This is a genomic window from Pontixanthobacter rizhaonensis (assembly GCF_012972675.1).
Classification (GTDB): Bacteria; Pseudomonadota; Alphaproteobacteria; order Sphingomonadales; family Sphingomonadaceae; genus Pontixanthobacter; species Pontixanthobacter rizhaonensis.
The window spans coordinates 1567973-1592356 of record NZ_JABCRE010000002.1 but is presented as its reverse complement, the minus strand read 5'-3'; the positions used below and the strand labels follow the sequence as shown (position 1 = coordinate 1592356).

The 24384-nt window shown below is 55.8% G+C and carries 24 protein-coding genes and 1 pseudogene; 13 read left to right on the top strand and 12 right to left on the bottom strand.

Annotation, left to right across the window (positions count from 1 at the left end; genetic code table 11):
• Positions 1-109 precede the first annotated feature (109 nt).
• Positions 110-2224, top strand: coding sequence for a malate synthase G (locus HKD42_RS07570; protein ID WP_170011854.1), 2115 nt, complete (start codon positions 110-112; stop codon positions 2222-2224).
• A gap of 58 nt (positions 2225-2282) precedes the next feature.
• Here the strand turns inward: HKD42_RS07570 and HKD42_RS07565 are convergent, their stop codons facing one another.
• The 5 genes from HKD42_RS07565 to HKD42_RS07545 all read right to left on the bottom strand — a co-directional run bounded on the left by HKD42_RS07565 (position 2283) and on the right by HKD42_RS07545 (position 8462).
• Complete coding sequence (locus tag HKD42_RS07565; protein WP_170011852.1) at positions 2283-2651, bottom strand: DUF6481 family protein; 369 nt, start codon at positions 2649-2651, stop codon at positions 2283-2285.
• Positions 2652-2778: 127 nt separating this feature from the next.
• A complete protein-coding gene (gene rsmA, locus HKD42_RS07560) occupies positions 2779-3597 on the bottom strand; it encodes a 16S rRNA (adenine(1518)-N(6)/adenine(1519)-N(6))-dimethyltransferase RsmA (protein ID WP_170011850.1) in 819 nt (272 codons plus the stop codon).
• Entirely contained in the window at positions 3590-4597 is a 1008-nt protein-coding gene (pdxA, locus tag HKD42_RS07555) for a 4-hydroxythreonine-4-phosphate dehydrogenase PdxA (protein WP_170012201.1), read from the bottom strand. The genes rsmA and pdxA overlap by 8 nt, the downstream gene beginning before the upstream one ends.
• On the bottom strand, positions 4597-5919 hold the full coding sequence (locus HKD42_RS07550) for a peptidylprolyl isomerase (protein WP_246236790.1): 1323 nt from the start codon (positions 5917-5919) through the stop codon (positions 4597-4599). The genes pdxA and HKD42_RS07550 overlap by 1 nt, the downstream gene beginning before the upstream one ends.
• A 227-nt stretch (positions 5920-6146) precedes the next feature.
• On the bottom strand, positions 6147-8462 hold the full coding sequence (locus HKD42_RS07545) for an LPS-assembly protein LptD (RefSeq protein WP_246236788.1): 2316 nt from the start codon (positions 8460-8462) through the stop codon (positions 6147-6149).
• A 113-nt stretch (positions 8463-8575) separates the two neighbouring features.
• On the opposite strand from HKD42_RS07545, the gene HKD42_RS07540 reads away from it, so the two are divergent.
• The 4 genes from HKD42_RS07540 (at position 8576) to ndk (ending at position 11172) form a co-directional block, all read left to right on the top strand.
• Positions 8576-10036, top strand: a complete 1461-nt coding sequence (locus HKD42_RS07540) for a leucyl aminopeptidase (protein ID WP_170011846.1) — start codon at positions 8576-8578, stop codon at positions 10034-10036.
• Positions 10037-10051: 15 nt separating this feature from the next.
• A complete protein-coding gene (locus HKD42_RS07535; RefSeq protein ID WP_170011844.1) occupies positions 10052-10213 on the top strand; it encodes a DUF2256 domain-containing protein in 162 nt (53 codons plus the stop codon).
• Positions 10210-10647 carry a DNA polymerase III subunit chi gene (locus HKD42_RS07530; RefSeq protein ID WP_170011842.1) on the top strand — a complete coding sequence of 146 codons (438 nt, stop codon included), beginning with the start codon at positions 10210-10212 and terminating at the stop codon, positions 10645-10647. Before HKD42_RS07535 ends, HKD42_RS07530 begins: the two co-directional genes overlap by 4 nt.
• Before the next feature lie 102 nt (positions 10648-10749).
• Positions 10750-11172 carry a nucleoside-diphosphate kinase gene (gene ndk, locus HKD42_RS07525; protein ID WP_170011840.1) on the top strand — a complete coding sequence of 141 codons (423 nt, stop codon included), beginning with the start codon at positions 10750-10752 and terminating at the stop codon, positions 11170-11172.
• Positions 11173-11254: 82 nt separating this feature from the next.
• On the opposite strand, the gene HKD42_RS07520 is transcribed toward ndk, so the two are convergent.
• Genes HKD42_RS07520 through purM form a run of 3 tightly spaced genes read right to left on the bottom strand, consistent with a single transcriptional unit; the run spans position 11255 to position 14575 of the window.
• Positions 11255-12457: a sulfotransferase family protein gene (locus HKD42_RS07520; RefSeq protein ID WP_170011838.1), complete on the bottom strand. Its 1203-nt coding sequence runs from the start codon at positions 12455-12457 to the stop codon at positions 11255-11257.
• Positions 12458-12465: 8 nt separating this feature from the next.
• The gene (gene purN / locus HKD42_RS07515; protein ID WP_425500378.1) at positions 12466-13443 is read right to left on the bottom strand and encodes a phosphoribosylglycinamide formyltransferase; all 978 of its coding nucleotides are present in this window, start codon (positions 13441-13443) and stop codon (positions 12466-12468) included.
• Entirely contained in the window at positions 13433-14575 is a 1143-nt protein-coding gene (gene purM / locus HKD42_RS07510; protein ID WP_170011836.1) for a phosphoribosylformylglycinamidine cyclo-ligase, read from the bottom strand. Before purM ends, purN begins: the two co-directional genes overlap by 11 nt.
• A gap of 71 nt (positions 14576-14646) precedes the next feature.
• Between purM and HKD42_RS07505 the strand changes: the two genes are divergently transcribed.
• The 4 genes from HKD42_RS07505 to HKD42_RS07490 all read left to right on the top strand — a co-directional run bounded on the left by HKD42_RS07505 (position 14647) and on the right by HKD42_RS07490 (position 17731).
• Complete coding sequence (locus HKD42_RS07505; protein ID WP_170011834.1) at positions 14647-15936, top strand: heavy-metal-associated domain-containing protein; 1290 nt, start codon at positions 14647-14649, stop codon at positions 15934-15936.
• A gap of 18 nt (positions 15937-15954) precedes the next feature.
• Positions 15955-16566: a P-loop NTPase family protein gene (locus HKD42_RS07500; protein ID WP_170011832.1), complete on the top strand. Its 612-nt coding sequence runs from the start codon at positions 15955-15957 to the stop codon at positions 16564-16566.
• 86 nt (positions 16567-16652) lie between these two features.
• Positions 16653-17357 carry a serine O-acetyltransferase EpsC gene (gene epsC / locus HKD42_RS07495; RefSeq protein ID WP_170011830.1) on the top strand — a complete coding sequence of 235 codons (705 nt, stop codon included), beginning with the start codon at positions 16653-16655 and terminating at the stop codon, positions 17355-17357.
• The gene (locus HKD42_RS07490) at positions 17357-17731 is read left to right on the top strand and encodes a DUF2794 domain-containing protein (protein WP_170011828.1); all 375 of its coding nucleotides are present in this window, start codon (positions 17357-17359) and stop codon (positions 17729-17731) included. Before epsC ends, HKD42_RS07490 begins: the two co-directional genes overlap by 1 nt.
• On the opposite strand, the pseudogene HKD42_RS07485 reads toward HKD42_RS07490, so the two are convergent.
• From HKD42_RS07485 to HKD42_RS07475, 3 genes and pseudogenes are all read right to left on the bottom strand, one after another.
• A pseudogene (locus tag HKD42_RS07485) lies at positions 17732-18878 on the bottom strand (hypothetical protein). It abuts the gene before it with no gap.
• Positions 18879-18963: 85 nt separating this feature from the next.
• Positions 18964-19899: an SDR family NAD(P)-dependent oxidoreductase gene (locus HKD42_RS07480; protein ID WP_170011826.1), complete on the bottom strand. Its 936-nt coding sequence runs from the start codon at positions 19897-19899 to the stop codon at positions 18964-18966.
• Positions 19900-20038: 139 nt separating this feature from the next.
• A complete protein-coding gene (locus tag HKD42_RS07475) occupies positions 20039-20716 on the bottom strand; it encodes an HAD-IA family hydrolase (protein ID WP_170011824.1) in 678 nt (225 codons plus the stop codon).
• A 61-nt stretch (positions 20717-20777) separates the two neighbouring features.
• Here HKD42_RS07475 and glmU point away from each other — a divergent pair, with 61 nt between their 5' ends.
• Positions 20778-22133 carry a bifunctional UDP-N-acetylglucosamine diphosphorylase/glucosamine-1-phosphate N-acetyltransferase GlmU gene (glmU, locus tag HKD42_RS07470; RefSeq protein ID WP_170011822.1) on the top strand — a complete coding sequence of 452 codons (1356 nt, stop codon included), beginning with the start codon at positions 20778-20780 and terminating at the stop codon, positions 22131-22133.
• On the top strand, positions 22133-22804 hold the full coding sequence (locus tag HKD42_RS07465; protein WP_170011820.1) for a hypothetical protein: 672 nt from the start codon (positions 22133-22135) through the stop codon (positions 22802-22804). The genes glmU and HKD42_RS07465 overlap by 1 nt, the downstream gene beginning before the upstream one ends.
• A gap of 24 nt (positions 22805-22828) precedes the next feature.
• Here the strand turns inward: HKD42_RS07465 and HKD42_RS07460 are convergent, their stop codons facing one another.
• Entirely contained in the window at positions 22829-23440 is a 612-nt protein-coding gene (locus HKD42_RS07460; protein ID WP_170011818.1) for a hypothetical protein, read from the bottom strand.
• A gap of 60 nt (positions 23441-23500) precedes the next feature.
• On the opposite strand from HKD42_RS07460, the gene HKD42_RS07455 reads away from it, so the two are divergent.
• Positions 23501-23992, top strand: a complete 492-nt coding sequence (locus tag HKD42_RS07455) for an RrF2 family transcriptional regulator (protein WP_211483505.1) — start codon at positions 23501-23503, stop codon at positions 23990-23992.
• Positions 23993-24025: 33 nt separating this feature from the next.
• A complete protein-coding gene (locus HKD42_RS07450; RefSeq protein WP_170011816.1) occupies positions 24026-24310 on the top strand; it encodes an HNH endonuclease in 285 nt (94 codons plus the stop codon).
• The last annotated feature ends 74 nt before the right edge of the window (positions 24311-24384 follow it).

The following is a 24384-nucleotide window of genomic DNA, read 5'->3' as shown; positions in this document are numbered from 1 at the left end:
TTGCAATTCGTAGCGAGTGCAGCCATATCGCAGATGTCCTCCCCAGACAGAACCAACCCAATTCTGCGCCGTGCTTTCAGCCGGGGCATTTTGACCTGTGAGGACTTCAATGAGTGATATCGCAACCCGTGCCGGCCTGAAGATCGACAAAAAGCTGGCGGAATTTCTGGAACGCGAAGTTCTCGCGCCGCTGGGCCGGGATGTTGACACGTTCTGGACTGGCTTTGCGGCACTTCTTGACCGGTTTGCCCCGCGCAACGCGCAATTGTTAAACAAGCGCGAGATGCTGCAACGGCAGATCGATAGCTGGCACAGGCAGCATAAAGGTCAGCCGCACGACGCGAAGGCTTATAAGACTTTTCTGGAAGAAGTTGGTTATCTGGTCCCGGAACCGGGTGCTTTTGTGGTCGACACGCAAAATGTCGACGCAGAAATTGCGACTATGGCGGGGCCGCAATTGGTGGTGCCAATCCTGAACGCTCGTTTTCTGCTCAATGCCGCCAATGCGCGTTGGGGCAGCTTGTATGATGCGTTCTATGGTACTGATGCGCTAGAGGATGCCCCCGCTGCGGAGCAGGCCGGATATTGTCCCGTTCGCGGGGCAGCCGTAATCGCTGCCGGCCGCAAATTTCTGGATGAGGCAGTGCCGCTGGCGTCCGGCAGTTGGGCGGATTTAACCGAATTTGCCGATGGGCAGGGGTGTTTCGTACCGATTGCCGATAATGGTCAATATGTCGGTGCAACCGCCAATGGACGGCTGTTCAAGTCAAACGGTTTGCATATCGAAGTTGTATTCGATGCCAATCACCCGATTGGCCGTGACGATCCTTTGAACATCGCAGACATCGTTTTGGAAAGCGCGCTGACCACCATTGCTGACTGTGAAGATTCGGTGGCTGCCGTTGACGCGGAAGACAAGCTGCTGGCCTATACCAATTGGCTAGGGGTGATCCGCGGCGATCTGGAAGAAAGTTTCCAAAAAGGCGGCAAGACACAGACGCGTAAGCTGGCTGGCGATAAAGACTTCACCGCGCCTGATGGTGCGCAGAGCTCTCTAGCAGGCCGCAGTTTGATGTTTGTGCGCAATGTTGGTCATTTGATGACCAATCCAGCGATCCATTTGCCCGATGGCAGCGAGATCCCCGAAGGGATCATGGATGCTGTATTCACTAGCGCTATCAGTACGATAGACGTTGAAGATCATGCCAAATTCGGCAATTCACGGCATGGTTCAATCTATATCGTAAAACCAAAAATGCACGGGCCGGAAGAATGCGGCTTTACGAATGATTTGTTCGATGCCGTAGAAGATTTGCTCGGCTTGGCCCGTCACACGATCAAAGTCGGCGTGATGGATGAAGAACGCCGTACCAGCGCCAATCTTGCTGCCTGTATCCATGCGGTGAAAGACCGCATCGTGTTCATCAACACCGGCTTTCTCGATCGGACGGGTGACGAGATACATACATCGATGCAAGCTGGCCCGATGGTCCGTAAAGCCGAAATGAAGTCCTCTGCATGGCTCACCGCCTATGAAGCGCGCAATGTTGGCATTGGTTTGCGCCACGGCCTTTCGGGTAAAGCGCAGATCGGCAAGGGTATGTGGGCTGCGCCCGATTTGATGGGCCAGATGATGCGCGAGAAGATCGGGCATTTGAACGCTGGTGCCAACACAGCATGGGTGCCGTCGCCAACAGCAGCGACCCTTCATGCCCTGCATTACCATCAGAAAAACGTTTTTGAAGTGCAGCGCGGACTGGGCGATGTCCCCGGCCTCGAGCCGCTACTGGCCATTCCCCTGGCCCAGGGTGTGAACTGGTCTGAAGAGGAAATTCGGGAGGAGCTGGACAATAACGCACAGGGTTTGCTGGGTTATGTTGTGCGCTGGATTGATGCAGGTGTTGGCTGCTCCAAAGTACCTGACATCAATGATGTCGGCTTAATGGAAGATAGGGCCACGCTGCGTATCTCGTCGCAGCATATGGCCAACTGGTTGCTGCATGGAGTGTGTACAGCGGACCAAGTAATGGAGTCGCTCAAGCGGATGGCTGCCAAGGTTGATCAGCAAAATGCGGGCGATCCTACCTATGAACCAATGAAAGGCAATTGGGATGGTGTGGCGTTTAAGGCGGCCTGCGATCTGGTGTTCAAGGGCACCGATCAACCCAGCGGCTACACCGAACCGCTATTGCATCAATGGCGATTGGTGAAGAAGGCCGGGTAGCTTCCTTGGCCTTAGGGAAGTGCCGCGTATGGAAAAACGGTGATCGGAATATATCCGATTACCGCTTTTTCTTCTTTTTCCGTTCTTTCCGCGCTGCGTAGCGCGCATCACGAGCGGCTTTTTTCTCTTCTTCTGACAGCTTGGGCTTGGCGGATGCAGCCTCCGCCGCAGCTTTTGCTTCAGCTTCTGCTGCGGCCTTTTCTTCTTTTCTGGCTTGGCGCTCAGCCTTCTCTTTTTCAAAGGCAAGGCGTTTCTCTTCGCGCTTTTTTGCAGCGGCTTCTTCGCGTGCTGCGGCTGCGGCTTTCCGCTCTTCGCGCTCTGCTTCCGTCAGCTCGGGCTTGGCTTTGAGTTTCTTAAGTGCGGCCTGCTTGGCCTTTGCTGCCATTTGAGTGCGTTCTTGAAAACTAGGTTGTGAAAATGACGGCATTTTTGGTCAAGGGTCCTTGGTTAGAATAGGGTTTCGTCGACTGTTAGAGGAAATCCCCTTAATCGCAAACTATGTGTGTATGATAGTTGGCAAGATACTGGGATAAGCGCGCCTGATATGCCGCTAATCAGCTCAATTCTCGGGCTATTTCAACAATCTCTTCAACTGACAGTGTTTCCGCGCGCCGAGTGGGATCGACACCCAGCCGATCCAATGCTTCCAATGCACCGCTCACAGACTTTACGCTTTGCCTTAGCATTTTGCGCCGCTGGCCGAATGCGGCGGCGGTCAATTGCTCTAGCATCTTGAAGGTAACGCCTGCTGGCATATCATTGGGCGTCACATGGACGATAGCGCTCATGACTTTCGGGGGAGGTGTGAATGCGCTCCGGTGCACTTTCATAGACAGAGCCGCGTTGGCACGCCATTGCGCGAGCACGGCAAGGCGGCCGAATTTACTGTTGCCAGGAGCCGATACGATCCGCTGTGCAACCTCTTGTTGGAACATCAAGGTGAGAGAGGTCCACAGCGGCGGCCATGATTGTCCGCCTAGCCATTTTACAAATAATGCGGTGCCCACATTATATGGCAGATTAGATGCGATTGCATAGGGTTCACCCATAAGAGCATCATGATCAAGCTTCATTGCATCGCCGTGGATCACGCTGAGCTTGCCCGGAAACGCTTCGCTCAGTTCGGCCAATGCTGGCAGGCAACGTTCATCCATTTCTACAGCTGTAACGCGCGCTCCGGCCCGCAATAAAGCGCGTGTCAGGCCGCCGGGTCCGGGGCCGATTTCCAGAACCGCAACGTCGGCAAGGTCACCGGGTATGGAGGCGATACGGCCCAGTAATTGCTCGTCAAATAAGAAGTTTTGGCCAAGCGCTTTGGAAGCACTGAGCCCGTGTCTTGCGATAATTTCGCGCAGAGGGGGTAAATCAGGCATTGCGGCGCTGGGCGGCGCATTCACCAGCCATCTGGATTGCCGCAATCATGGCGCCAGCATTGGCGATCCCTTTTCCGGCGATGTCGAACGCGGTCCCGTGGTCCGGAGAGGTGCGGATTATCGGCAAGCCTAAAGTGACATTTACCCCGGTGTCAAAATCGAGTGCTTTGACCGGGATCAAGGCTTGATCATGATACATGCACAGAGCCACATCGTATCCTGATCGAGCATGGGGCGCAAATAATGCATCTGCTGGATGTGGCCCCGTGGCATTAATACCGGCCCGGTTCAGCGCTGCGAGAGCAGGGATAATATGTTCGATTTCCTCTCTGCCAAAGGCCCCGTCTTCACCCGCATGGGGGTTCAGGCCCGCCACTGCTATCTGCGGGTCGGCAATCCCGAAATCCCGGCGGATTGCAGCATGGGCGATGCTCGCGCGGTGTACAATCAAGTCGGCTGAAATCAGAGAAGGAACCTCTGCCAACGCACAATGCACCGTCAACGGGATAGCGCGTAGCTGCGGGCCAGCCAGCATCATTACCGCGTCGCTTGATGAAAGCTCGCAGCTATAGGCAAGATATTCTGTTTGGCCCGGATGCTCAAAGCCGATTTCCGATAAGAGAGATTTGCTTACCGGTGCAGTGACCATGGCAGGCACGTCACCGCCAATCGCCAGCTGGGTCGCCAATTCGAGCGAGGCTAAGGCCAATTTGGCCCCTGCGCTTGTTGGCTTCCCAGGCGTGTACGGTACATCCATACCGCCAAAAACCGGCAGAGCTTCATCACATTTGGCAGCGGCTTCTGTCAGCGACGAAACAGCGCATACCGGGATATCCAAGCCGCGCACTTTTCCTGCGGCGGCAAGCGTGTCTGCGCCGCCCACCACACAAAATGGCGGCAGTCTTTTGTTCCTGCGCTGTGCCCATGCTTCTACGATGATTTCCGGACCAATACCGGCAGGATCACCCAGCGATAGTGCGAGACATTGCAGCAACGTGATTAACTGGATTCAATATATGCGTCGTTACGCAAATCACGCAGGAAACGCTGCGCGCGCTTCTGGATGCGCTCATCTTCCAGTCGACCTCTAATATCTTCTAATGTCGGGCCGCCGCCAACTTCCGGGTCATCGCGGCCGCACAGCATCAGTACACGAACACCGTCTTCCGGTGAGCCAAATGGCTGTGTGGCTTGTCCGATTTGCAAATTGAGCAAAGAGGCTTGCAATTGCTCTGGTAGAGATCTCGCTGTGACCTGGTTGGCGACAACATCAGCGCCAATAGATGCCCCAACAGTTTCAGCATCCCCGCAGCCCCGCATAGAGGCAACCGCAGTGGTGAAATTATTGACCCCTTCGGTGAAGGCTTGTTCAGTAACGCCAGCGGGGAAAGTCACGGAAATCTGTTTCAGGCTGAGAGTAGCGTCACGAGGGTCGGCCATCAAAATCTGCCGCTTGTCGAGCAAGACCATAATGATTATTCCGCCCGGAATATCAAACGGCCCGCGCAGTTCACCTGGCTGCATTTCGCGCGCCTGTGCCTGCATCGCTGTTGGCAATGTTTCTAGGCGGACAAAGCCCAGATCACCGCCGACCGACGCGGTCGAAGATTCCGAAAACTGCCGAGCATAAGCGATGAAGCTACCGCCTTGGCGCAGCTGCTGAACAATTTGTTGCGCGTTCTCCAAGACAGCGGGATAGGTTTCAGTGGTGGCTCTAAGAAAAATCTCGCCAATGCGGTATTCATCCGTACCGCGGGAATCTTCCATTCGTTGTAAGACCTCACGCGCCTCTTCATCCGAGACGTTTATGAAGGGGGAGATATTGCGGCGGATGAGATTGTTCCATGCGATTTCACCCTCAATCTGGCGCTTGAGCGAAGCAGGGGACGATCCGATACCAATCAGATATTGGTCCATTTGTCCCGGATCGCTGCCAAAATTCTGTGCGGCTACTTGATTGTAGCGTTGCTGAACCTGCGCGCCTTCGACAGGTATTTCCTGTGCAGCAGCTTCCTGGATCTGCAACGTCTCATCAATCAAGTTGCGAAGAACCTGCATTTTCACGCGCTGTAGCTCGGCCTCGGGCAACTCGCCCTCAGACGCGGCGACAAGCAGCGCAACACGGTGATCGACATCGGTACCGGTGATGACAGAGCCGTTCACTACCGCAGTCGGGGTCCGAACATTGGGGTTGTTCTGCCCCAGCAATTCTATGTCACTGGGAATGTTGAAAGCGTTTGAATTTTGCGGCGCGGTTTGCGCGTGCAATTCCGATGCGCCAGCAGAAAGGCCGGTTGCAGACACAGCCAACGCCAATGCCATAACTGACCTATATTTTGGTGAACCGCGAAGGTTTGAAAGATTCATAAAACTCACATCTATCTAATAAGCGGGCACATAAAAGGACCCTTAGTTAGCCAACCTTCGCCAATTCCGGCTTAACCGAAGCTGAGTGTCGATGATTTTCGATAGCGCGATAGCCGGTTTGCCTGCCTCTGCCAATCATTTGCGCTATGCTGTCCACGTGCGCCATCGATATCGCGTATGGACTACCTAAAACCCAAGTTGCGTAACGAAAAGAACAGCTGGAATGTATTGCCGCGCTGTGCGTCGCCAGTGTCGCTGTAGTCCCTGCGCCAAGTCAGGCCCAGTTCCAGACAATCATCGCGGTAGGCAAAACCAAGCCGCGTTCTGATCGGTTCGAAACCATCCGATGTGAAGCTGGGATCTTCATTAAAATCGGTAAGGTTGAAAACCCCGGATCCGAATACAGACCAATATTTGGCGAATGCTACCCGTCCGGCAACCCGCAATTCTTCGCGATCCTGCAAATCTTCAATGCCCGCTGCGATATCCCGGTTCAGGCGCAGATATCCGATTTCTGCATAGGTTCGCTTGTCCCCTATCGTCGCGTCAAATTCATTGCGCCGAATGGCGAAATTGTCTTTGTCCAACCGGTAGCGATGGGTGAGGCTCACCATGTCCTTGAAGCGCAGTTCGGTTCGGCCAACGAAATCCGAAACACGCTCGCTAATGCCTGTGCCATCGATCAAAACAGTCTGGTCTTTTTCCAGCCTGTAGGACTGGCCTAGCGACGTCTTTAGGCGCCAACTGGGGCGCTGCAATTCCCAATCAAATCCGTATGTGACCCGGATGCCATCTTCAAAACGATCATACCCGGGGAAGCGGTTAAGCGCAAAAAGGTTGGAATCCTCCAAATCAATTGCACGGGAATCTTCGTTTGGAACCGCCAAGTTACGGATGGGGGGCGTAGCAACCAGCTGAACCCGCGGTGTAAAGACCTGAGTGCCGCCAAAAGCGTTACCCACGAATGGCCATTGCATGTCGACTGCACCCACTGCGATGGCACGTGCTTCCCAACCGGGGTTTCCGCGATAGATCGCTGTGGCCGTTAAGCCATTGTCGCCTGAATGATACACATCGCCGCGAACCAATCCGGTCAGCGTCACAATCTGCCCCAGATTGGTCAGCTTGCTGATATTCCACTGCGCCGACCCGAAAGCCCGTTGAGTGTCCTGACCATCGTTGCGAATAATCGCGAGCGTGTTGGCCTGCAGGTTTAATGTGCCGCCAATTCCGGTCGGATTGTCAAACCGTTTGCGGTAATCAACCACAGGTAGGGCTAAGGGCACTTCGCCTTGCGGTGTGCCAATGCGCATGGTTTGCGTGGCCCACCCAGCTATCGATAGATAGGATGTGCTGGATATCCGCTCGACATTGATTGTCGACCGCAGGCGGTCGTCACGGCTAATGTCGTAACGCCTTAAGAATGTGCGGTCGCTGGCTAACCGGATGGAGCCTGTGACACTCCATTTCGGGTCAAACTGGAATTTCCCATTGGCGAACAAATATCCGCGTGGGTCTCTTTCAGTGGTTGGTGTTACACCGAACCCGCTAATCCTGCTGCTTGCGGTTGCATAGCCGGTGACTTGATAGGCACCATTTTCGGTCAAGTGACGCCACTGGCCGGAAACCATCGGCGGGGCCTCGCTAAACACATAGGCCCGGGCAGTCAGATCGCGATTTTCGCCAACGCGCCAATAATATCCGCCTTCAATTTCCACGCCATTGGATTGAGATACGCGTAAATCAGGGATCAGAACGCCTGAGACAGCGCTGCCGTCTGTTCGGACCGTCAAGCCGGGCAGCGGCAATAGCCGGGCGCCGAACAATTCCAGAAATGCGCCGCTAAATCGAATTTGGCCGTCGCGGGGATCGTATGTGACCCTGTCGGCGGTGATACGCCAGCTGGGATTTTTGCTGCATCCATCGGGATCGACCACGGCGCAAGCGCTATAGGCTGCGGTGGTGAGCAGCACCGAACCATCTTCCTGCCGCGCGCCGCCACGGGCAGCTAGCCGTCCGCCCTCGCGAAGCGCGATCAGTAGTTCTTGCATAGCACCAGCTTCAAACTCGTCAGTCAGTTCAATCTGGTCAGTGAATATCTGGCTGCCATCCTGATCAACAAACCGCACATCGCCGGTTGCTATGATGGAGCCGGTCTTGCGGTTCCAAACCACTTGGGAGGCGCGTAGAGAACGATCCTCACTTCGTAAAACCACGGTCCCGCCCGCGGTAATAACATCGTTTTCGGAATCGTAATCGAGGGTATTTGCCTCAAAATCGATTTGCCGGCCGGAGGCAGTGGCCGCGCTGTTTGCTGCTCCGTTCAGCTCTTGGGCAGGTTCATCATTCTGCGCAATCACCGCCGGTGCGGTGTCTTGGGCCATCGCGCTTTGGGGATTGCCGAACGCCATTGCTGCGGCTGTACTGACCAATGTCAGAGCCGGAACAAAACAGCGTGTGCTGGGTAAGTGCAATAAGGAATCTAGCGGAGCGCGCATGGCTTGCCTATCGCACCGCCCGCGCGTAATCGCAATTCCATTCCGGAGTGCTCGCTATGCATTCCGACTGATCACGCGCACACAGCGCCGCAATTTTATGTTCTGGAGTTCCCATGCAGGTCAATTTTTCCGCCACACACCCTTCTGATGCGCGCCTCGTGGCGCATATTGCCGATAAGGGCAAGCTGCCGGAGGGATTGGAGAAATCTATCGGTGAAGGCGCTGCGGCGGCGCGATTCAAAGGTAATCCGGGCCAAGTGTTTGAAGGTTTTGTTGAGCGCAGCGGCGTGGTGGTTCGCGTCGCTATTTCCGGCGCGGGTGAGGCAGGGGCCGACGGACGGGCTATCAATCTTGAGAAGGCCGGTGCTGCTCTGGCTGCCAAATATCTGACGTCTGGCGAAACCAGCCTTGTCCTCGATTTGACAAATAGCGGCCTTGATGCGGGCGCGGCGGCTTCTGTTCTACTTGGCTTGCGTTTGCGCAGCTGGCGGCACGATGCCTACCGGACCAAGCTGAAAGAAGAGCAGAAGATTTCCCTTACCAGCGTCACAGTGGTGGGCGCCGCTGATGGTGTCGAAGCGGCTTGGGCCGATGCTGCTGCGGTGGCAGAGGGTGTTGAATTCACGCGCGATCTGGTGGCTGAGCCGGCCAATAAGGTGTTCCCTGTCAGCTTTGTTGAACGCTGCCAGGAAAAATTTGCCGGGACCGGTGCCGAGCTGATTGTGCTGGATGATGCACAGATGGAAGCGCTCGGCATGGGATCACTGCTTTGCGTTGGTCTTGGGTCGGAGCAACCATCGCGGATGCTCGCCATCCGTTGGAATGGCGGCGCTGATGGTGAAAAGCCCACCGCCTTTGTGGGTAAAGGCGTTACTTTCGATACGGGCGGTATTTCTTTGAAGCCAGGCCCAGGTATGGGCGACATGAAATGGGATATGGGCGGTTCCGGCGCTGTGGTTGGCGCCATGCTGACGCTGGTAAAACGCAAAGCCAAGGCGAATATCGTGGGTGTTGTCGGTCTGGTTGAGAATATGCCTGACGGTAAAGCGACTCGTCCGGGTGATGTGGTCACTTCAATGTCAGGGCAGACTATCGAAGTGCTGAATACCGATGCAGAAGGCAGGCTGGTTCTGGCCGATGCGCTTCACTGGACGCAGACCGAATTTGCGCCGAAACAGATCGTTGATTTCGCCACACTAACCGGCGCGATGATTATCTCGCTTGGTACAGAATATGGCGGTGTCTTCGCCAATGATGATGCGCTGGCCAACAACCTGTTGGCGGCCGGTACATCAAGCGGCGATAAATTATGGCGTTTCCCGCTGTCCCCCGCTTATGACAAGCTGATCAACAGCCCGATTGCAGACATGCAAAATATCGGGCCACGCGGTGCGGGATCCATCACTGCGGCGCAATTCCTTAAGCGGTTCATCATGGATGATACCCCATGGGCGCATTGCGACATTGCCGGTATGGTTTGGGCAGATAAAGCGGGCGCGACTTGGGATAAAGGCGCAACCGGTTACGGCGCACGCCTGATCGACAATTTCGTGCGCGAAAGCGTTGAATCCTGACCGAATTGGTTCGGTATGGCCCGCATGCGCAAAAAAGCAGATCTGCCGAGCAAAATTTGCAAGGCGTGCGGGCTGCCGTTCAATTGGCGGAAGAAATGGGCGCGTGATTGGGAAAATGTCCAATATTGTTCGGAAAGATGCCGCCGGAATAAACCGGCCTCGGGCGGGGCGGCATGAAAGTTGATTTTTGGCAAATTGGCCGTGACCCGGTCGAACGCGTGGTCGCTCTGATCGCGCAAAAAGTGTGCGGTGCTGGGGAGAGGTTGCTGGTGGTATCTTCCGACCCTCAGCAATTGCAGGCTATCAGCACTGCTCTTTGGGAAACTGCGCCTGAGGCTTTTTTGGCCAACGGGACCGCTGATACGCCCGGTGCGGAGCGCCAGCCGATCTTGCTATCGCGGACGTGTGACGCGCTGAACAAAGCGAGCCATATTATCTTTGCCGATGGAGAGTGGCGGGCGGAAGCGGAACGTTTTGACCGCAGCTTTCTACTGTTTGGGCAAGCGACATTGGAAGGGGCCCGTGCGTGTTGGCGATCGCTGGATGGCGGTGAGGGTCTGGAACGCAGTTTCTTCCGCCAAGATGGCGGCAAGTGGGTGAAGGTGGCGTAATAGCCCCTGCCGCATAACACTTGCGAATTGTGCGTTGCAGCGCTAGGGGCGCGCGCAACATAATTACACCACAAAAAATAGCTTCAAACGAAGGAATTTCTCATGGCGGGTACCCGCACTTTCTCGATCATCAAACCTGATGCCACTAAGCGTAACCTTACCGGCGCTGTCACCAAAATGTTGGAAGAAGCAGGCCTGCGCGTTGTCGCGTCAAAGCGTATCCACATGACCCGCGATCAAGCAGAAGGCTTCTACGCCGTTCACAAAGAACGTCCTTTCTTCGGCGAATTGGTAGAATTCATGATCAGCGGCCCGGTTGTTGTTCAGGTCCTCGAAGGCGAGAACGCGATGCAACGCAACCGCGACGTTATGGGCGCGACCAACCCCGCAGATGCTGCAGAAGGCACAATCCGCAAGGCGTTTGCAGAATCAATCGAAGCCAATTCGGTTCACGGCAGCGACAGTGACGAGAATGCTGCGATTGAAATCGCATACTTCTTCAATGAAGATGAGATTGTAGGCTAAGCTAAGGCCCACGAAACGACACACCAAAGGGGCTCTGCCGGTTATCTCGCGGGCCCCTTTTTCATGCCGGATGCCTAGGTGATCAGTCGCCGCCGAACCTGTCCAAATCACCCTTATGGCGGTGGTGCGGACTGGCCTCGCTACTGCGCATTTCTTTGCCCATTGCGCTGAGCGCCGCATGGGACAGGCCTATTTCTAGCGCGGCGTAGATCCGCTTGATCTCACTCTCCCAATCATCACCCAGCGCTTCAAAGTCAGCTTCGGCGACGTGGCCGTGAAAATTTCTGAGCGCCGCCTCCATCCGCTCGGATCGTAGGGCGAGCTTGCGGGCCCATTCGCTTTCTATCTCTGCCAGATTTGCATGATCGGATTGGATTGTCATTTGGTTGGCGACCAAGGACACTGAACTGCGCAGTGTTTCATCGTCAGATCGCCGCGATACGATCACTTTGGCTGCCGGGAACTGGTCAAGCAGCGCTGCCAGATCTTCCGAAAATTGGGGTACCTTTAGAACTCTTGGCCTCATGGCGTTACCATGATGGGCTGCATCGGTTCGCAATATGCGCGCAAACTCGCGGTAAACTGGTGCTGGATCCCGCCCTTCGCTGAACGCCACATAAGAAGGGATATGCCACTGCGCTTCGTAAGGACAGTGGTTGAGCGCGCTGGCCAGCCAGCCAAGTTCTTCATCCGCACGCGCCGCGCCAAAGGGGTGTAGCGCATCAATCCACGGGTCCAGCTTACGGGCGGCAAACAGCATCAGACCGCCATTGACCGGGCGAATGTCAGGCCGTTTGGGAACGGGGTTCCAACTGTCGCAAAACCGGGTCGCCGAATGGGCCGGATCTGCGGCCAGCAAACGGTGAATGCGAGTAGTTCCAGACCGCATTTGCCCTACGATGATGATTGGCGGAGCTATCTCAGTTTCGGCCAATTCCGGGCGTTTTTGCCACAATGCGCCCAGTGCAAGGCGTTGTTTTATCGCCCGCATCAATAAACCATAAGCAAACGCCCGACCAACAGAATTCAGCCGCGCCTCTGTCTGAACCGCAGCGCAGATTTTTTCCAGTCGCAGATCGAAGTCGGCCGCATCATCCGGGGCCCGGCCAGCGGCAAAGTGTTGGCGTGAAAACCGTTTCAAGGCGCGTTCGGTTAGCGCATCGGCATCGAGGGGTACGGGCGGCATCCAGCCGCGATCCCAAGCCGTATGTAATCCGTGATCGAGCCGGTCCACCAGCGCAGCCCGGGCCAGAGGATGGGGCCTGCTAACAGTCCGGGCGGGCATTGTTCACTTCAAAACTCGTCGGCTGCGTCAAGCAGCTTGGTCAATTTTTTGGGGGCGACCGATTGCCAACTGCGCTGCAGCCAATAGACGACCTGTTCCCAATCGACACCGGGCCTATTGAGGATCAGCCCGACCCACCCACTTGCCCCGTAGAAGGCTGGCCTGAAAAATACTTCCGGGTCGCGTTCAATCAGCGCCGAAAGTTCGTCTTGGCCACCCGTCTTTGCGAGCAAGGCTATGTGCGGCTGGCCATGGTGGCGATCGCTGAAATAGGCGAAATATTTGCCGCTTTTGCCAGATGTGCGCCAACCGGCAGAGCCATGGCTTTCGCGTTCCTCCGTCTCTGGCAGTTCAAGCGCTAATGTGCGGATGGTTTCAAGCAACCATGCAGGATCATAAGGACGCCCGGCAAATTCGTTCACTATGTGCGGATAGAGCTGGTGTTCCGCGATACGGACACGTTCGGCTAAGGAAGCGGCGGTGTCGTCCGGCTGGATGTTGACTTCGATCTGACCGAGAATCTCCCCCGCATCCAATTCGCTCGACACCAGATGCACAGTTGCGCCGGCAACGTTGTCACCGGCGGCAATGGCCCGTTGATGGGTGTCCAGTCCGCGATATTTGGGCAGCAGCGAGGGATGGATGTTCAACATCTTGCCTTGCCAGCGCTCGACGAACTCTTCGGATAAAATTCGCATATATCCGGCGAGGATTATGTAGTCCGCATCGGCTGCAAGGGCGGCTTTTTCCATAATGGCATCATGGTCAGCGCGGGCCATCCCTTTATGCGAATGGGCGAAGGTTCCAATTCCTTCTCCAGCCGCCAGAACAAGCCCCTCTGCGCTGGGCTGATTGCTGGCCACCAACACTATTTCATAGGATGAACTTGGCAGTCTGCTCGCGTAAAGCAGGGCAGCCATATTGGTTCCGGTGCCCGAAATGAAGATGGCGATCTTCGCCTTCTTCTGACCAATATTAGCCAAGATGTTCGGCCTTCCAATCAGCTTTTGCAGCCCATGTTCCGGCTGTGCCTTTCACAGTGCAGCCTTTCTCGCCAGGCTCGATGGTGCCGATGGTAAAGACAGTCTCTCCGGCAGCTTCCAATTCTGCTGTGAGTGCAGCCACATTGTCTGGTTCCACCGCCAGCACCATGCCGACGCCGCAATTGAATGTGCGCGCCATTTCTTCCGGCTCAATATTTCCTTGGGCTTGCAGAAATGCCATCAGGCGCGGTTGCTGCCAAGCGTCGGCATCCACGATGGCGTGGGCCCCTTCTGGCAGAACACGGGGAATATTCTCCAACAATCCGCCACCGGTAATATGCGCGAGCGCGGCAATTTTGCCTGCCCGAACAGCGGGCATAAGGCTTTTTACGTAAATTCGGGTGGGCTCGATCAAGGCGTCGATCAACAATCGATCCGCGTCAAATACTGCCGGGCGATCCAGTTTCCAGCCTTTATCCGCCGCCAAACGCCGGACCAATGAATAGCCATTAGAATGTACGCCAGAACTGGCGAGGCCGAGCAAAACCTGTCCTGGTGCAACCTTGTCACCCGTCAATTGTTCGCCGCGTTCAACCGCCCCGACACAGAATCCGGCCAAATCGTAGTCGCCGGCAGCGTACATACCCGGCATTTCGGCGGTTTCGCCGCCGATCAAAGCGCAGCCTGATTCTTTGCATCCATCGGCAATACCGGCGACGACTCGTTGGGCAACGCCGGTTTCCAAGGCTCCGGTCGCAAAATAATCGAGGAAGAACAGCGGTTCAGCGCCCTGAACAATCAGATCATTCACACACATCGCAACCAGATCGATCCCGACCGTATCGTGCCGATCAAAATCAATTGCCAATTTGAGTTTTGTCCCGACGCCATCATTCGCCGCCACCAACAAAGGATCGGAATATCCAGCGGCTTTCGGGTCAAAAAACCCTCCAAATCCGCCGATTTCTGATGTTGCTCCGGGGCGAGCGGTGGCTTTTACCAGCGGGCCAATCGCCCGAACGAGCGCATTGCCGGCATCAATCGAGACCCCAGCCTTGGCATAGGTGTAACTTTCAGGCTGATCACCCGTCTGACCGCTTGTTTTTGCGGGCGTTGCATCATTATTTGTCGACATGACCACAGGCTTTAGCCATTCGCGCTTGGAATTCCACGCACCTTTCGGCAAAAGGCCCAGAGTTTTCCCCGATGGCTAATCTATCCGCCCTTAGACCCCTGTCGCTTAAGCCGACCCTACTTGCCATTCTGGCGGGTGTTGTGGCCGTGTGCGGCGTGTTCGCAGCGCAATATCTGACAGCTCAAGTGGATGGCGATCGCGGCATCGCTGCCGTCGTGTCGAGCAGTGATATCGATGTTGGCGGGATCACCGTTGATGTCCGCGGGGACAATGCACAGGACGCCCGCGAAAAGGGTTGGCGACTGGCCCAACGCGAAGGCTGGGCCAAGCTTGGCGGCCCGCGAATGTCAGATTCGCAATTACAATCAATGGTTTCCGCGGTTGTGATTGAAAAAGAACAGATCAGCCCGCGTCGGTATATTGCGACATTGGGAATCATTTTTGATCGGGCAAGGGCAGGCCGGTATCTGGGCCGGGGCGGCGAGCGTGCGCGATCCGCGCCGATGTTGCTGGTGCCGGTAACGATCAGCGGCGGTACCCAGCTGGTCTATGAACGCCGCAATGCATGGCAACGTGCTTGGGCAGAGTATCAGGCCGGGTCGAGCAGGATTGATTATGTTCGGCCGTCTGGCGCTGGCGGTGATTCGCTACTCCTTAATTTTGGCCAAACCGGCCGGCGCAGCCGCATCTGGTGGCGTAATATCCTCGATCAGTTTGAAGCAGCCGATATTTTGGTGCCGATTGCCGATTTGGAATATGAATGGCCAGGTGGCCCGATAAATGTCACGTTTTCTGCTCGTTACGGGCCAGACAACAACTATTTGGACAGTTTCACGATGACCGCGAAAGGGCAGGCCGATCTGCCGCGTGTCTATGAAGAGGCCGTTCGGCGATTCGACGAGATGTTCGTGAAGGGGCTGGCCGATGGCAAGTTGATGCCAAATCCGACGCTGAATGTTGGCCTGTCGGGAACTGATCCCGCTTTGCAGCGGCTGATTGAAGCAGGACGTGCGGTTGAAGCGCGCGAAGCCGCAGCACGCGCTGCGGCAGAGGCGGCTGAAGATAGTGAAACCGTCACCGAAGCGGCGCCAACACCCACGCCAACGGTTGCTGCCCCAGCCGTTGTGTCGAGCTTTGTTGTTCAATTCTCCAGTCCGGATGCTGGATCTATCGACGCAACCATTGCCGCTGTTCGAGCGACACCGGGTGTCCGCGGCGCTGCAACCAGCAGTCTTGCCATTGGCGGAACATCTGTGATGAGCGTGACCTATAGCGGTAGCCTGTCCGAACTGGCGGTGGCGCTGCGTTCAAGAGGGTTCGCGGTCAGTCAGGGTGCGGGCGCTCTCGCCATCAGCCGCTAAGCGGCCGGGAAATATTCCATGTCGCAAATTGCCCTGCCTTTGCTGAACAGCGGAACAGGTGACCCCGGACGGATTGTGGTCGGTAACGCCAATGAACACGTGATTGATGCTTTAAGGCAGCCGGATAACTGGCCTTTCAAAACTGCGATTCTGACCGGTGAACCGCGATCCGGGAAAAGTATGCTGGGGCGATGGTTCGCTGCGCAAGGGGATGGCGATGTCATCGATAGTGCGGACGCGATGGAGGAGACCGATCTTTTCCACCGTTGGAACCGCGCGCAGGAAGCCCAAAGACCGCTGTTGCTGATCTGCGATGGAGCGGTTTGGGATATCACCTTGCCAGACCTGAAATCACGGCTAGGCGCGGCCATGCACCTGGAAATTGGCACGCCGGATGATGCGATGGCCGCGGAACTTATGCAAAATTTTGCTGGCAGGCGTGGTCTTGCGCTTGGTGATGGGGCACTTACTTACCTTGTACCGCGCGCCGAGAGGAGCTTTGCGGCGATTGAACGACTGGTTGAAGTGATCGACCGGCTGACCTTGGAGCGGAAAGCGCCTGCCACGCTCGGCATTTGGCGTGATGCGCTTGAGGCGGTGTTGGGGTCAGAGCAGCCTAAGCTGTTGTGATCCGTTTCGTATCAAGCTTGCGCTATTGCGGGTTTGATGGAAGAATTGTGGTTCCCGTGGGGGCGGGTAGAAAGGATTGAGAGCCCATGTTTTCTGGCCTCATCACATATCTTGATTCCATCCGCGCACGCGACCCCGCGCCGCGTTCACGCTGGGAAGTGCTGTTTTATCCTGGGGTGTGGGCGGTCGGTTTGCACCGCGTGGCGCATTGGCTGTTTCAGGCGCGGCTGTATTTTCTAGCGCGGTTCGTCAACCATTTCTCACGCTTCCTTACGGCTATAGACATTCACCCCGGCGCCACGATTGGGAGAAATTTTTTCATCGATCATGGGTTTACCGTGATCGGGGAAACAGCGGAAATCGGCGATAATGTGACCATCTATCAATGTGTGACTTTGGGCGGGACGAATCCGACCAATGGGGTTGGCGGCAAACGGCATCCGACCTTGGAAGACAATGTGATTATCGGTTCCGGCGCGCAAATTATCGGCCCGATTACTATCGGCCAACGCGGACGGGTCGGCGCCAATGCTGTGGTTACTGATGATGTGCCAGAAGGTGCAACGATGGTTGGTCTCAAAGCGCGTTCGACGCTGGTGCCCGCAGAAGAATGGATCAAAGACTTCATTCCCTATGGCACGCCGTGCGACGAGCCGTGTGAAGAATTGATGGAAACCGGTGCTGGCCGTTTGGCCGAACTGGAAAGTCAGCTTGCAGAAATGAAGGCGGAATTGGCTGCTATCAAGGCGGAGCGTGCTCAGCCGATCAAGCGCAACGGAACTGACGATTAATGGCAGCGAGCTCAGGCGGTAATACTGGTGGTAGTTTTGACCGGGTTATTGCATTCCCCGGCAGACCACCGGCGCAAGTTGCGTTTGAGCGTGACGAATTGCAGCGTATCTTGAACCTATATGGCCGGATGGTTTCCGCCGGTGAATGGCGCGATTATGCGATGGATTTTGCGAAAGATGCGGCAGTGTTTTCAGCCTTCCGCCGCGCTGCAGAGCGGCCACAAGCCCGCGTCGAGAAGCGGCCGTCACTGCGTAACAAGCAAGGCATGTGGACGCTGTTTGGTGAACATGGCCAGATCTTAAAACGTGGTCATGAACTGGCCGGTGTCCTCGCCCCGGTGGAGCGCCGTTTGCTGAAAACGGTGGAAGACTGACTATCCCGCCACTGGCAAACGTGCTTGCAATTCAGCCGGAAGTTTACCGACAATCACAGTGCGGATCGGGCTCCAGAAAGCCGATAGTGTTAGCAAGGCAGAACCGATCACAAGCGCCGTCAATGCCACGTTGAGCTCCACCGCGCCGAACCGGTCAAACAGCCATGTCAGCGTCACCAAGACATAGGCGAGGGCAGACACGAGTAGCGCCCGGCGATCAATCGTCAGAGCGATCAACCCCATCGTAATATACACGGCCAAAAACTCCGACAGCGGCTGCTGCGCCAATTTCCTGCCCCTGTGTAACCCCGATTGCGTAAAACAGCGGGTGTGCAATCATGGGCGCGGCGAGCAAGTGCAGCCAGAATGCCACATCGCTGCGGCGTGTTTGACGCTCGCGGTCGCTCATATCCCAACGCATTGCGAAAGCGAAAATCGCCAAGCCCGCAAAGAAGACAAGGCCGAGCACAAGGTATCCATCATCGTCACCGAATACATCTGGGCCGAAAACCGCAGCCAACAGCGAAATAATCGTGATGGTGGCAGCACCAGCGCCCGTGGCCACGGTGATCGGGACCTGAAAACGCTTCCAGTGGATCCATGCCGCGCCCGCAGCGATAAGGCCGGCGCCGCCGATAAACACCGCGACAATACGGTCATCCAACCCTGACACGGACATAGTCATAGCCAGTCCGGCAGCGGTCATGAATACCCCGCCAACGAACGCCAGCAGCAGAATGATACTGGGCAATGCCATGCGCCGTTTGCGAGTGAAGAATTCTGCCAAAGGCCATGATGTTGCGGCGACCAGGAAACCAGCGAACGTTATTTCAAGAGCCTGCGCGATCTGCGTTCGCATTTCCCATTCGGCGAATGCAGCGCTGCCAGGATCGCTGACCTCCCAATATTGTGCGCTGGGGCCGAAGCTGCCGCCAATCGCTTGGCCGATAGCGCCCACGGCAAACAGCATGATGACTGCGCCTATCGCTACGAAAATATCGTTGAAACTGTTGATCAGCCGGAAGTTTTCTTCATCAGCTGTGGGTGCCGCGCGTGACTGGCGGACGGAATTACGCAATGCGTCAGCGGCATCCGGGCTGATCGCTCCGGACTCTACAGCCAAACGTAGATCATCTTCGGTATACATTGGGCCTACTCCCTCGACGCTTCCGGCGAAGGTGTAGGCCCAGTGTATTATTCAGTCAACACAGTCCGAAATGGACCGGGAAAAATCAGCCGCGTGCGCTGGAAGGTGCCGCGTCTGCGCCGAGCACTTCTTGCATGGCTTTCAAGATAGCACCGCTTTGCTCGCTACCCGATTGCGGGGCGATCAGATTGGTCATGCTGTTAATGTCATCCCAGCGTGCAGCGAAGCCTTCGACTGTGCGCTCACCGTCTTTCAGCCACACAGCGTTATTCATGGTCACCCACGCGCTATGGAAGCCGCCAGCACCCGCACCAACGATCTGGTTGGTCGGCGCATCTTCGCTGACCAAGAACAGAGCCGCAGGAGCAACGTTTTCTGGCGAAAACAGCTTGAAAGCTTCTTCAGGGAACAGGTCTTCGGTCATCCGGGTGCCAGCCACTGGTGACAGCGAGTTACAACGGATGTTGTATTTCGCGCCTTCGAGGTGAAGCGTCTTGGTCAGACCGGCAAGACCCAGTTTCGCCGCGCCATAGTTGGCTTGGCCAAAATTGCCGAACAGGCCAGTAGAGCTCGATGTCATCAAAATACGGCCGTAAGCTTGCTCGCGGAATGTTTCCCAGCAAGCCTTGGTGGCGTAGGCAGAACCGAGCAGGTGAACCTTGACCACCAGGTCAAAATCTTCCGGTGTCATTTTGGCGAAACTTTTGTCGCGCAAAATACCAGCATTGTTGATCAGTACGTGGACGCCGCCCCATTTTTGCTTGGCGTCTGCGACCATTTTTTCCATCTGGTCGTATTCGGTAACCGAAGCGCCATTCGCTATGGCTTCACCGCCGGCTTTTTCGATTTCTTCCACGACTTGCGCCGCTGCGTCGGAAGTACCGGTACCATCGCGTGCGCCGCCGAGGTCGTTGACCACGACCTTTGCACCGCGGCGGGCCAGTTCAAGCGCGTATTCACGGCCCAAGCCGCCACCAGCGCCAGTGACAATTGCGACGCGGTCTTTGAATGAAATGGTCATGAAATTCTCTCCAAACTAAAAACATCAGCTTTACGTTGCCGTAAACGTGAACCCGGATTGGCAGGTTCCGACCAATGTTGCAACTGCGAAGGCTCAACGTTGCGATGCCGTAGCGTTTGTAGGCAGACAGTCCTGCGAATCAAGGCTTAGGAAGCGCTTCCAATGCGGGAATCAGTTCGCTAGCCGTTTGAATGACAGCATCTGCGCCCAGCTCATGCGGCGGTTTATCGCAATAGCCATAAGCGCATGCAATTACTGGTACACCCGCTGCTTTGGCGGCGTTTACGTCATACGAACTGTCCCCGACAAAGGCGAAACTACCGCCGCCGCAGCGTTTACGTGCTTCGTAAATCGGATCGGGCGCTGGCTTGGCGTTTCCCTTACCCATCGTGTCGCCGCCAATGATCGTCACGAAGCGATCTGCCAGGCCGAGTTGGTTCAGGATGCTGGTCGCGAAGCTTTCAAACTTGTTTGTCACCACTGCAATTTTTACCCCGCGATCCGCCAATTCATCAAGCGTATCAATCATGCCGGGATAAGGGTGGGAGTGGACCGCATTGTGTTCAGAATAGTAGCTGAGCATCTTCTTGTAGAGAGCGTGGAAATCATCGCGCTCCATGCCGCCCTGATCGTCCACTGCACGCGACAACATCATCTTCGCGCCGCCGCCAATCAGGTCTTTGGAGCTATCCACCGGCACCGGCTTAAGCCCGCCCAGTTTTAATGCATGATTGACCGCTGCACCCAAATCCTGGTGCGTGTCGAGTAATGTTCCATCTAGGTCAAAGCCGATGGCGGAGAAAGGAAATGTCGTCATATGCGATCTGCGTGGCGGAACGTTCTTCAAACCGCAAGCTTTTGGTGGCATGGGCTATCGCATGACGAAATTCGCAGCTGTAATCCTCGCCGCGGGCAAAGGCACCCGCATGAAATCCGATCTGCATAAGGTGTTGCACCCGATTGGCGGCAAGCCGATGTTGTTCCATCTGCTGGATAGCTTTGAAGAGCTGACGCCGGCACATACTGTGGTGGTTGCTGGCGACCGGCACGAGCAATTGCGTGATGCGGTTGCCGATCGCAATGTCACGGTTGCATTGCAGGAACCGCAGGAAGGCACAGCCCATGCGGCCCTGATGGCCAAAGAAGCGTTGTCGGGATTTGAAGGCTTGGTAATGGTCGCCTTTGGTGATTGCCCGATGGTGAAATCTGACACTGTGCAGAAGCTGTGCGATGCACTGGATGATACAACCAAAGTGGCCGTGCTCGGGTTTCGCCCGGATGATACGCTCGCCTATGGCCGGATTATTGCGGAGGCTGATGGCACCGTTAGTAAGATGGTCGAACATAAAGACGCCAGCGAAGAGGAACGCGCCTGCACCCTGTGCAATTCCGGTGTGCTAATCGCGCATAGCCGCGATATCTGGCGGCTGCTCGAAAGCGTCGGCAACGATAATGCGCAGGGTGAGTATTATCTGCCAGACGTCGCGACCAACGCGATTGCCGAGGGTAGCCGCGTTGTCGCGGTGGAAACCGCACCAGCCGAAGTTGCCGGGATTAATTCGCGAGCCGAACTGGCAGAGGCCGAAGCGCAGTGGCAGCAATTTAAACGCGAGGAGGCGATGGCCGCTGGCGTTTCGCTCAAAGCTCCGGAAACTGTGTTCTTCAGCTGGGATACTAAGCTTGGCCGGGATGTTGTGGTAGAACCGAACGTTGTCTTCGGACCCGGTGTAACTGTGGCTGATCACGCACTGGTTCGCGCATTTAGCCACCTTGAAGGCGCGACACTGGGTGAACATGCCAAAGTCGGCCCCTATGCACGGCTGCGCCCGGGCGCTGTTCTGAAGGAAGGCGCCTTTGTCGGTAATTTTGTCGAGATGAAAAAGGCGACTTTGGGCAAGGGGGCAAAAGCCAGCCACCTGACCTATCTCGGCGATGCGACTGTCGGGGCAAATGCCAATATCGGGGCGGGTACGATTACCTGTAATTATGACGGTTACTTCAAGCATCAGACCAAGATTGGCGAACGCGCCTTTATCGGCAGCAATTCGGCTCTGATTGCGCCGGTGAATATCGGGGCGGATGCTATTGTTGCAGCAGGTAGTGCGGTCAGCCGCGACGTTGCCGATGGCGAGCTGCGCATGGTCCGAGCAGAGCAAATGGTGAAGCCGGGATGGGCGGACCGTTTCCATGATACTATGAAAAAGAAAAAGGCTGCTTTGAAAGGCAAAAAGTGATGCGGTTGCTCGGAACATTCGGCGTCTTGTTGTTGGCCGCCTGCAATGGTCCTGCAACTGACCCGGTCGCCGATAATGCGGCCGAGGTTCAGCCAGATACTGCCGAACCCGATACTGCTGACGCGAGCCCTGAGGAACTGGAGAACGCATTGCTTGGATCGGGCGGCGTTGCCTCTCGGATGGCAAGTGCCCGGCCAGATCAACCGCCATCAACCTGCCAAGAAGGTGAAGATATAATCTTCGCTTGTACGATGAAAAGCGGCAAGAAAGCCTCGATCTGCGTCACTGGTTCAGGAAATACTGGGCAAAACGACAAGAAATTTGCGCAATATCGCTTCGGCCCTGCAGACGCGCCCGCTGAACTTGTGTGGCCGATGGCACCAAGCGATGGCAAATTGGCCTTCAAATCGGTGCCCTATTCGGGCGGCGGAGAAGCGCAGATCAGCTTCGTTAATGGCGACACCGAATATGTCGTGTTTAGCCGGATGGTCCGGACCAACTTTGAGCCGGGCGAACCCAACTACCCAGCCATCGAGGACGGCATTCTAATTCGCCGGGGCGGCACAGTACTGGGCGAATTGGGATGCGGAGGCGATGTTGAAATGCCGATCCAATATGCTTTGGCAGAGCAATATTCAGATCCTGCCCCGGAAATGATTTACGCTGAATAAACATTGGTTTCGCACAGCCGATCTCTACGGCAAATAATATGCGAAATAATCCTGATGCGGTTCAGGTAACACAACCGTGTGTAGAAAGCCGCTATACCCAAGCATCATAAGGATGGCAGCCGCCGGGCCCAGCGCCAAGGCATAGGGTTGCCATGGCCGTGCTTTGCGAAAATGCAGGGCGGCAAGAAGGTGGGTAAAGAACGCGGTCACTGCCAGAAAATAATATGGAAAAAATCCGTATTTCAGGGGCGATACCGTCAGCGACCCGGCTGCCCAGTAGAAATTGGTATCAAGATCGAATTGCCAACGGGCTATGATGGCTGCGCTGCTATGGACGGTGATAAAAACGGCAAGGATCACGCCGCTGGTGAATTGGGCGTAGTGCCAAAACCCCTTGCGCACTCTTTTTGTGATAATGCGCAGTAATTGTATCCCAAGGACAATCTGTACCGCAAACGCCGCGAGCAATGCGATCTCTATCGGGAGGATGCGGTAGATCGCTCTTCCAAAGTCCAACACGCTTTTGTGGGCCGCAATACTATCCAGCGCTGCCAAATGGGCCGTGAAATGAATGGCCACAAAGATGCCGAGGAACATAGCGAGAGTGCGATGTGCTTGTTTGGCTGTGCGGGACATGGCAAGGCTCCTTAATCGGATAATTTATATCCGGATAAAATATGTCCAATTAAGGAGTCAATGGTGAAACTGTCTCGAGGTGTCGAATGGGCTACGCATTCCTGCACCGTCCTTGCGGCACTGCCGGAGGAACGCGAACTGAGCGCAGAGGCGCTGGCTGAATTTTATGAGCTGCCTTCCGCCTATCTGGCCAAGCAGCTGCAGGCACTGCGGCGGGCAGGTATAGTCCAATCCAGTCGGGGCAAAGGTGGTGGTTATCGTTTGGGACGACCGGCTAATATGATCAGCTTGCTTGACATTGTCCGCGCGATAGAGGGGCCCGAGCCTGCGTTCCGATGCTCCGAAATCCGCCAGAACGGCCCTTGTGCTTTGAAGAAGGCGGACTGCAAGCGCCCATGCGAAATTGCCGCGGCATTTGGCAAAGCGGAACAGGTTTTCCGGAACGCGCTGGCCGCGCAAACGCTGGATAGTCTGATATCGGAATTTGTCGGCAACGCGAGCCCGGCACATTTGATGGATATGGCTGGATGGATAAGGGAAAAGTCAGGGTGATACGTGTCGTCAGATGATCGGGAAATCGGGCCTATGACAGATGACGAAGGCGGTTTGAAATGCTGGCTGTGCTGCCGCCCGTTTGGAACGAAAATTCAGTGGCATCATACTGTGCCGAAATCCAAGAAGGGCAGGGCGACCGTTCCGGTTCATCCGATTTGCCATAAGACCATTCATCTGCATTTTTCCAACGCTGAGCTTGCGCGGTTTGGCGATGATCGAGAGATGGTGCTGGCTCAGCCAGATATCGGAAAATTTGTCCAATGGGTGAAGAATAAACCGCCGGATTTCCATGTCCGCGTTAAACGTAGGAAGTGAAGCTGCGTATCTTGGCGATGGGCGCGGTGATTGCTCCGCAATGGCGGCCATAGTACGCCTGCGGTATGGTTTTC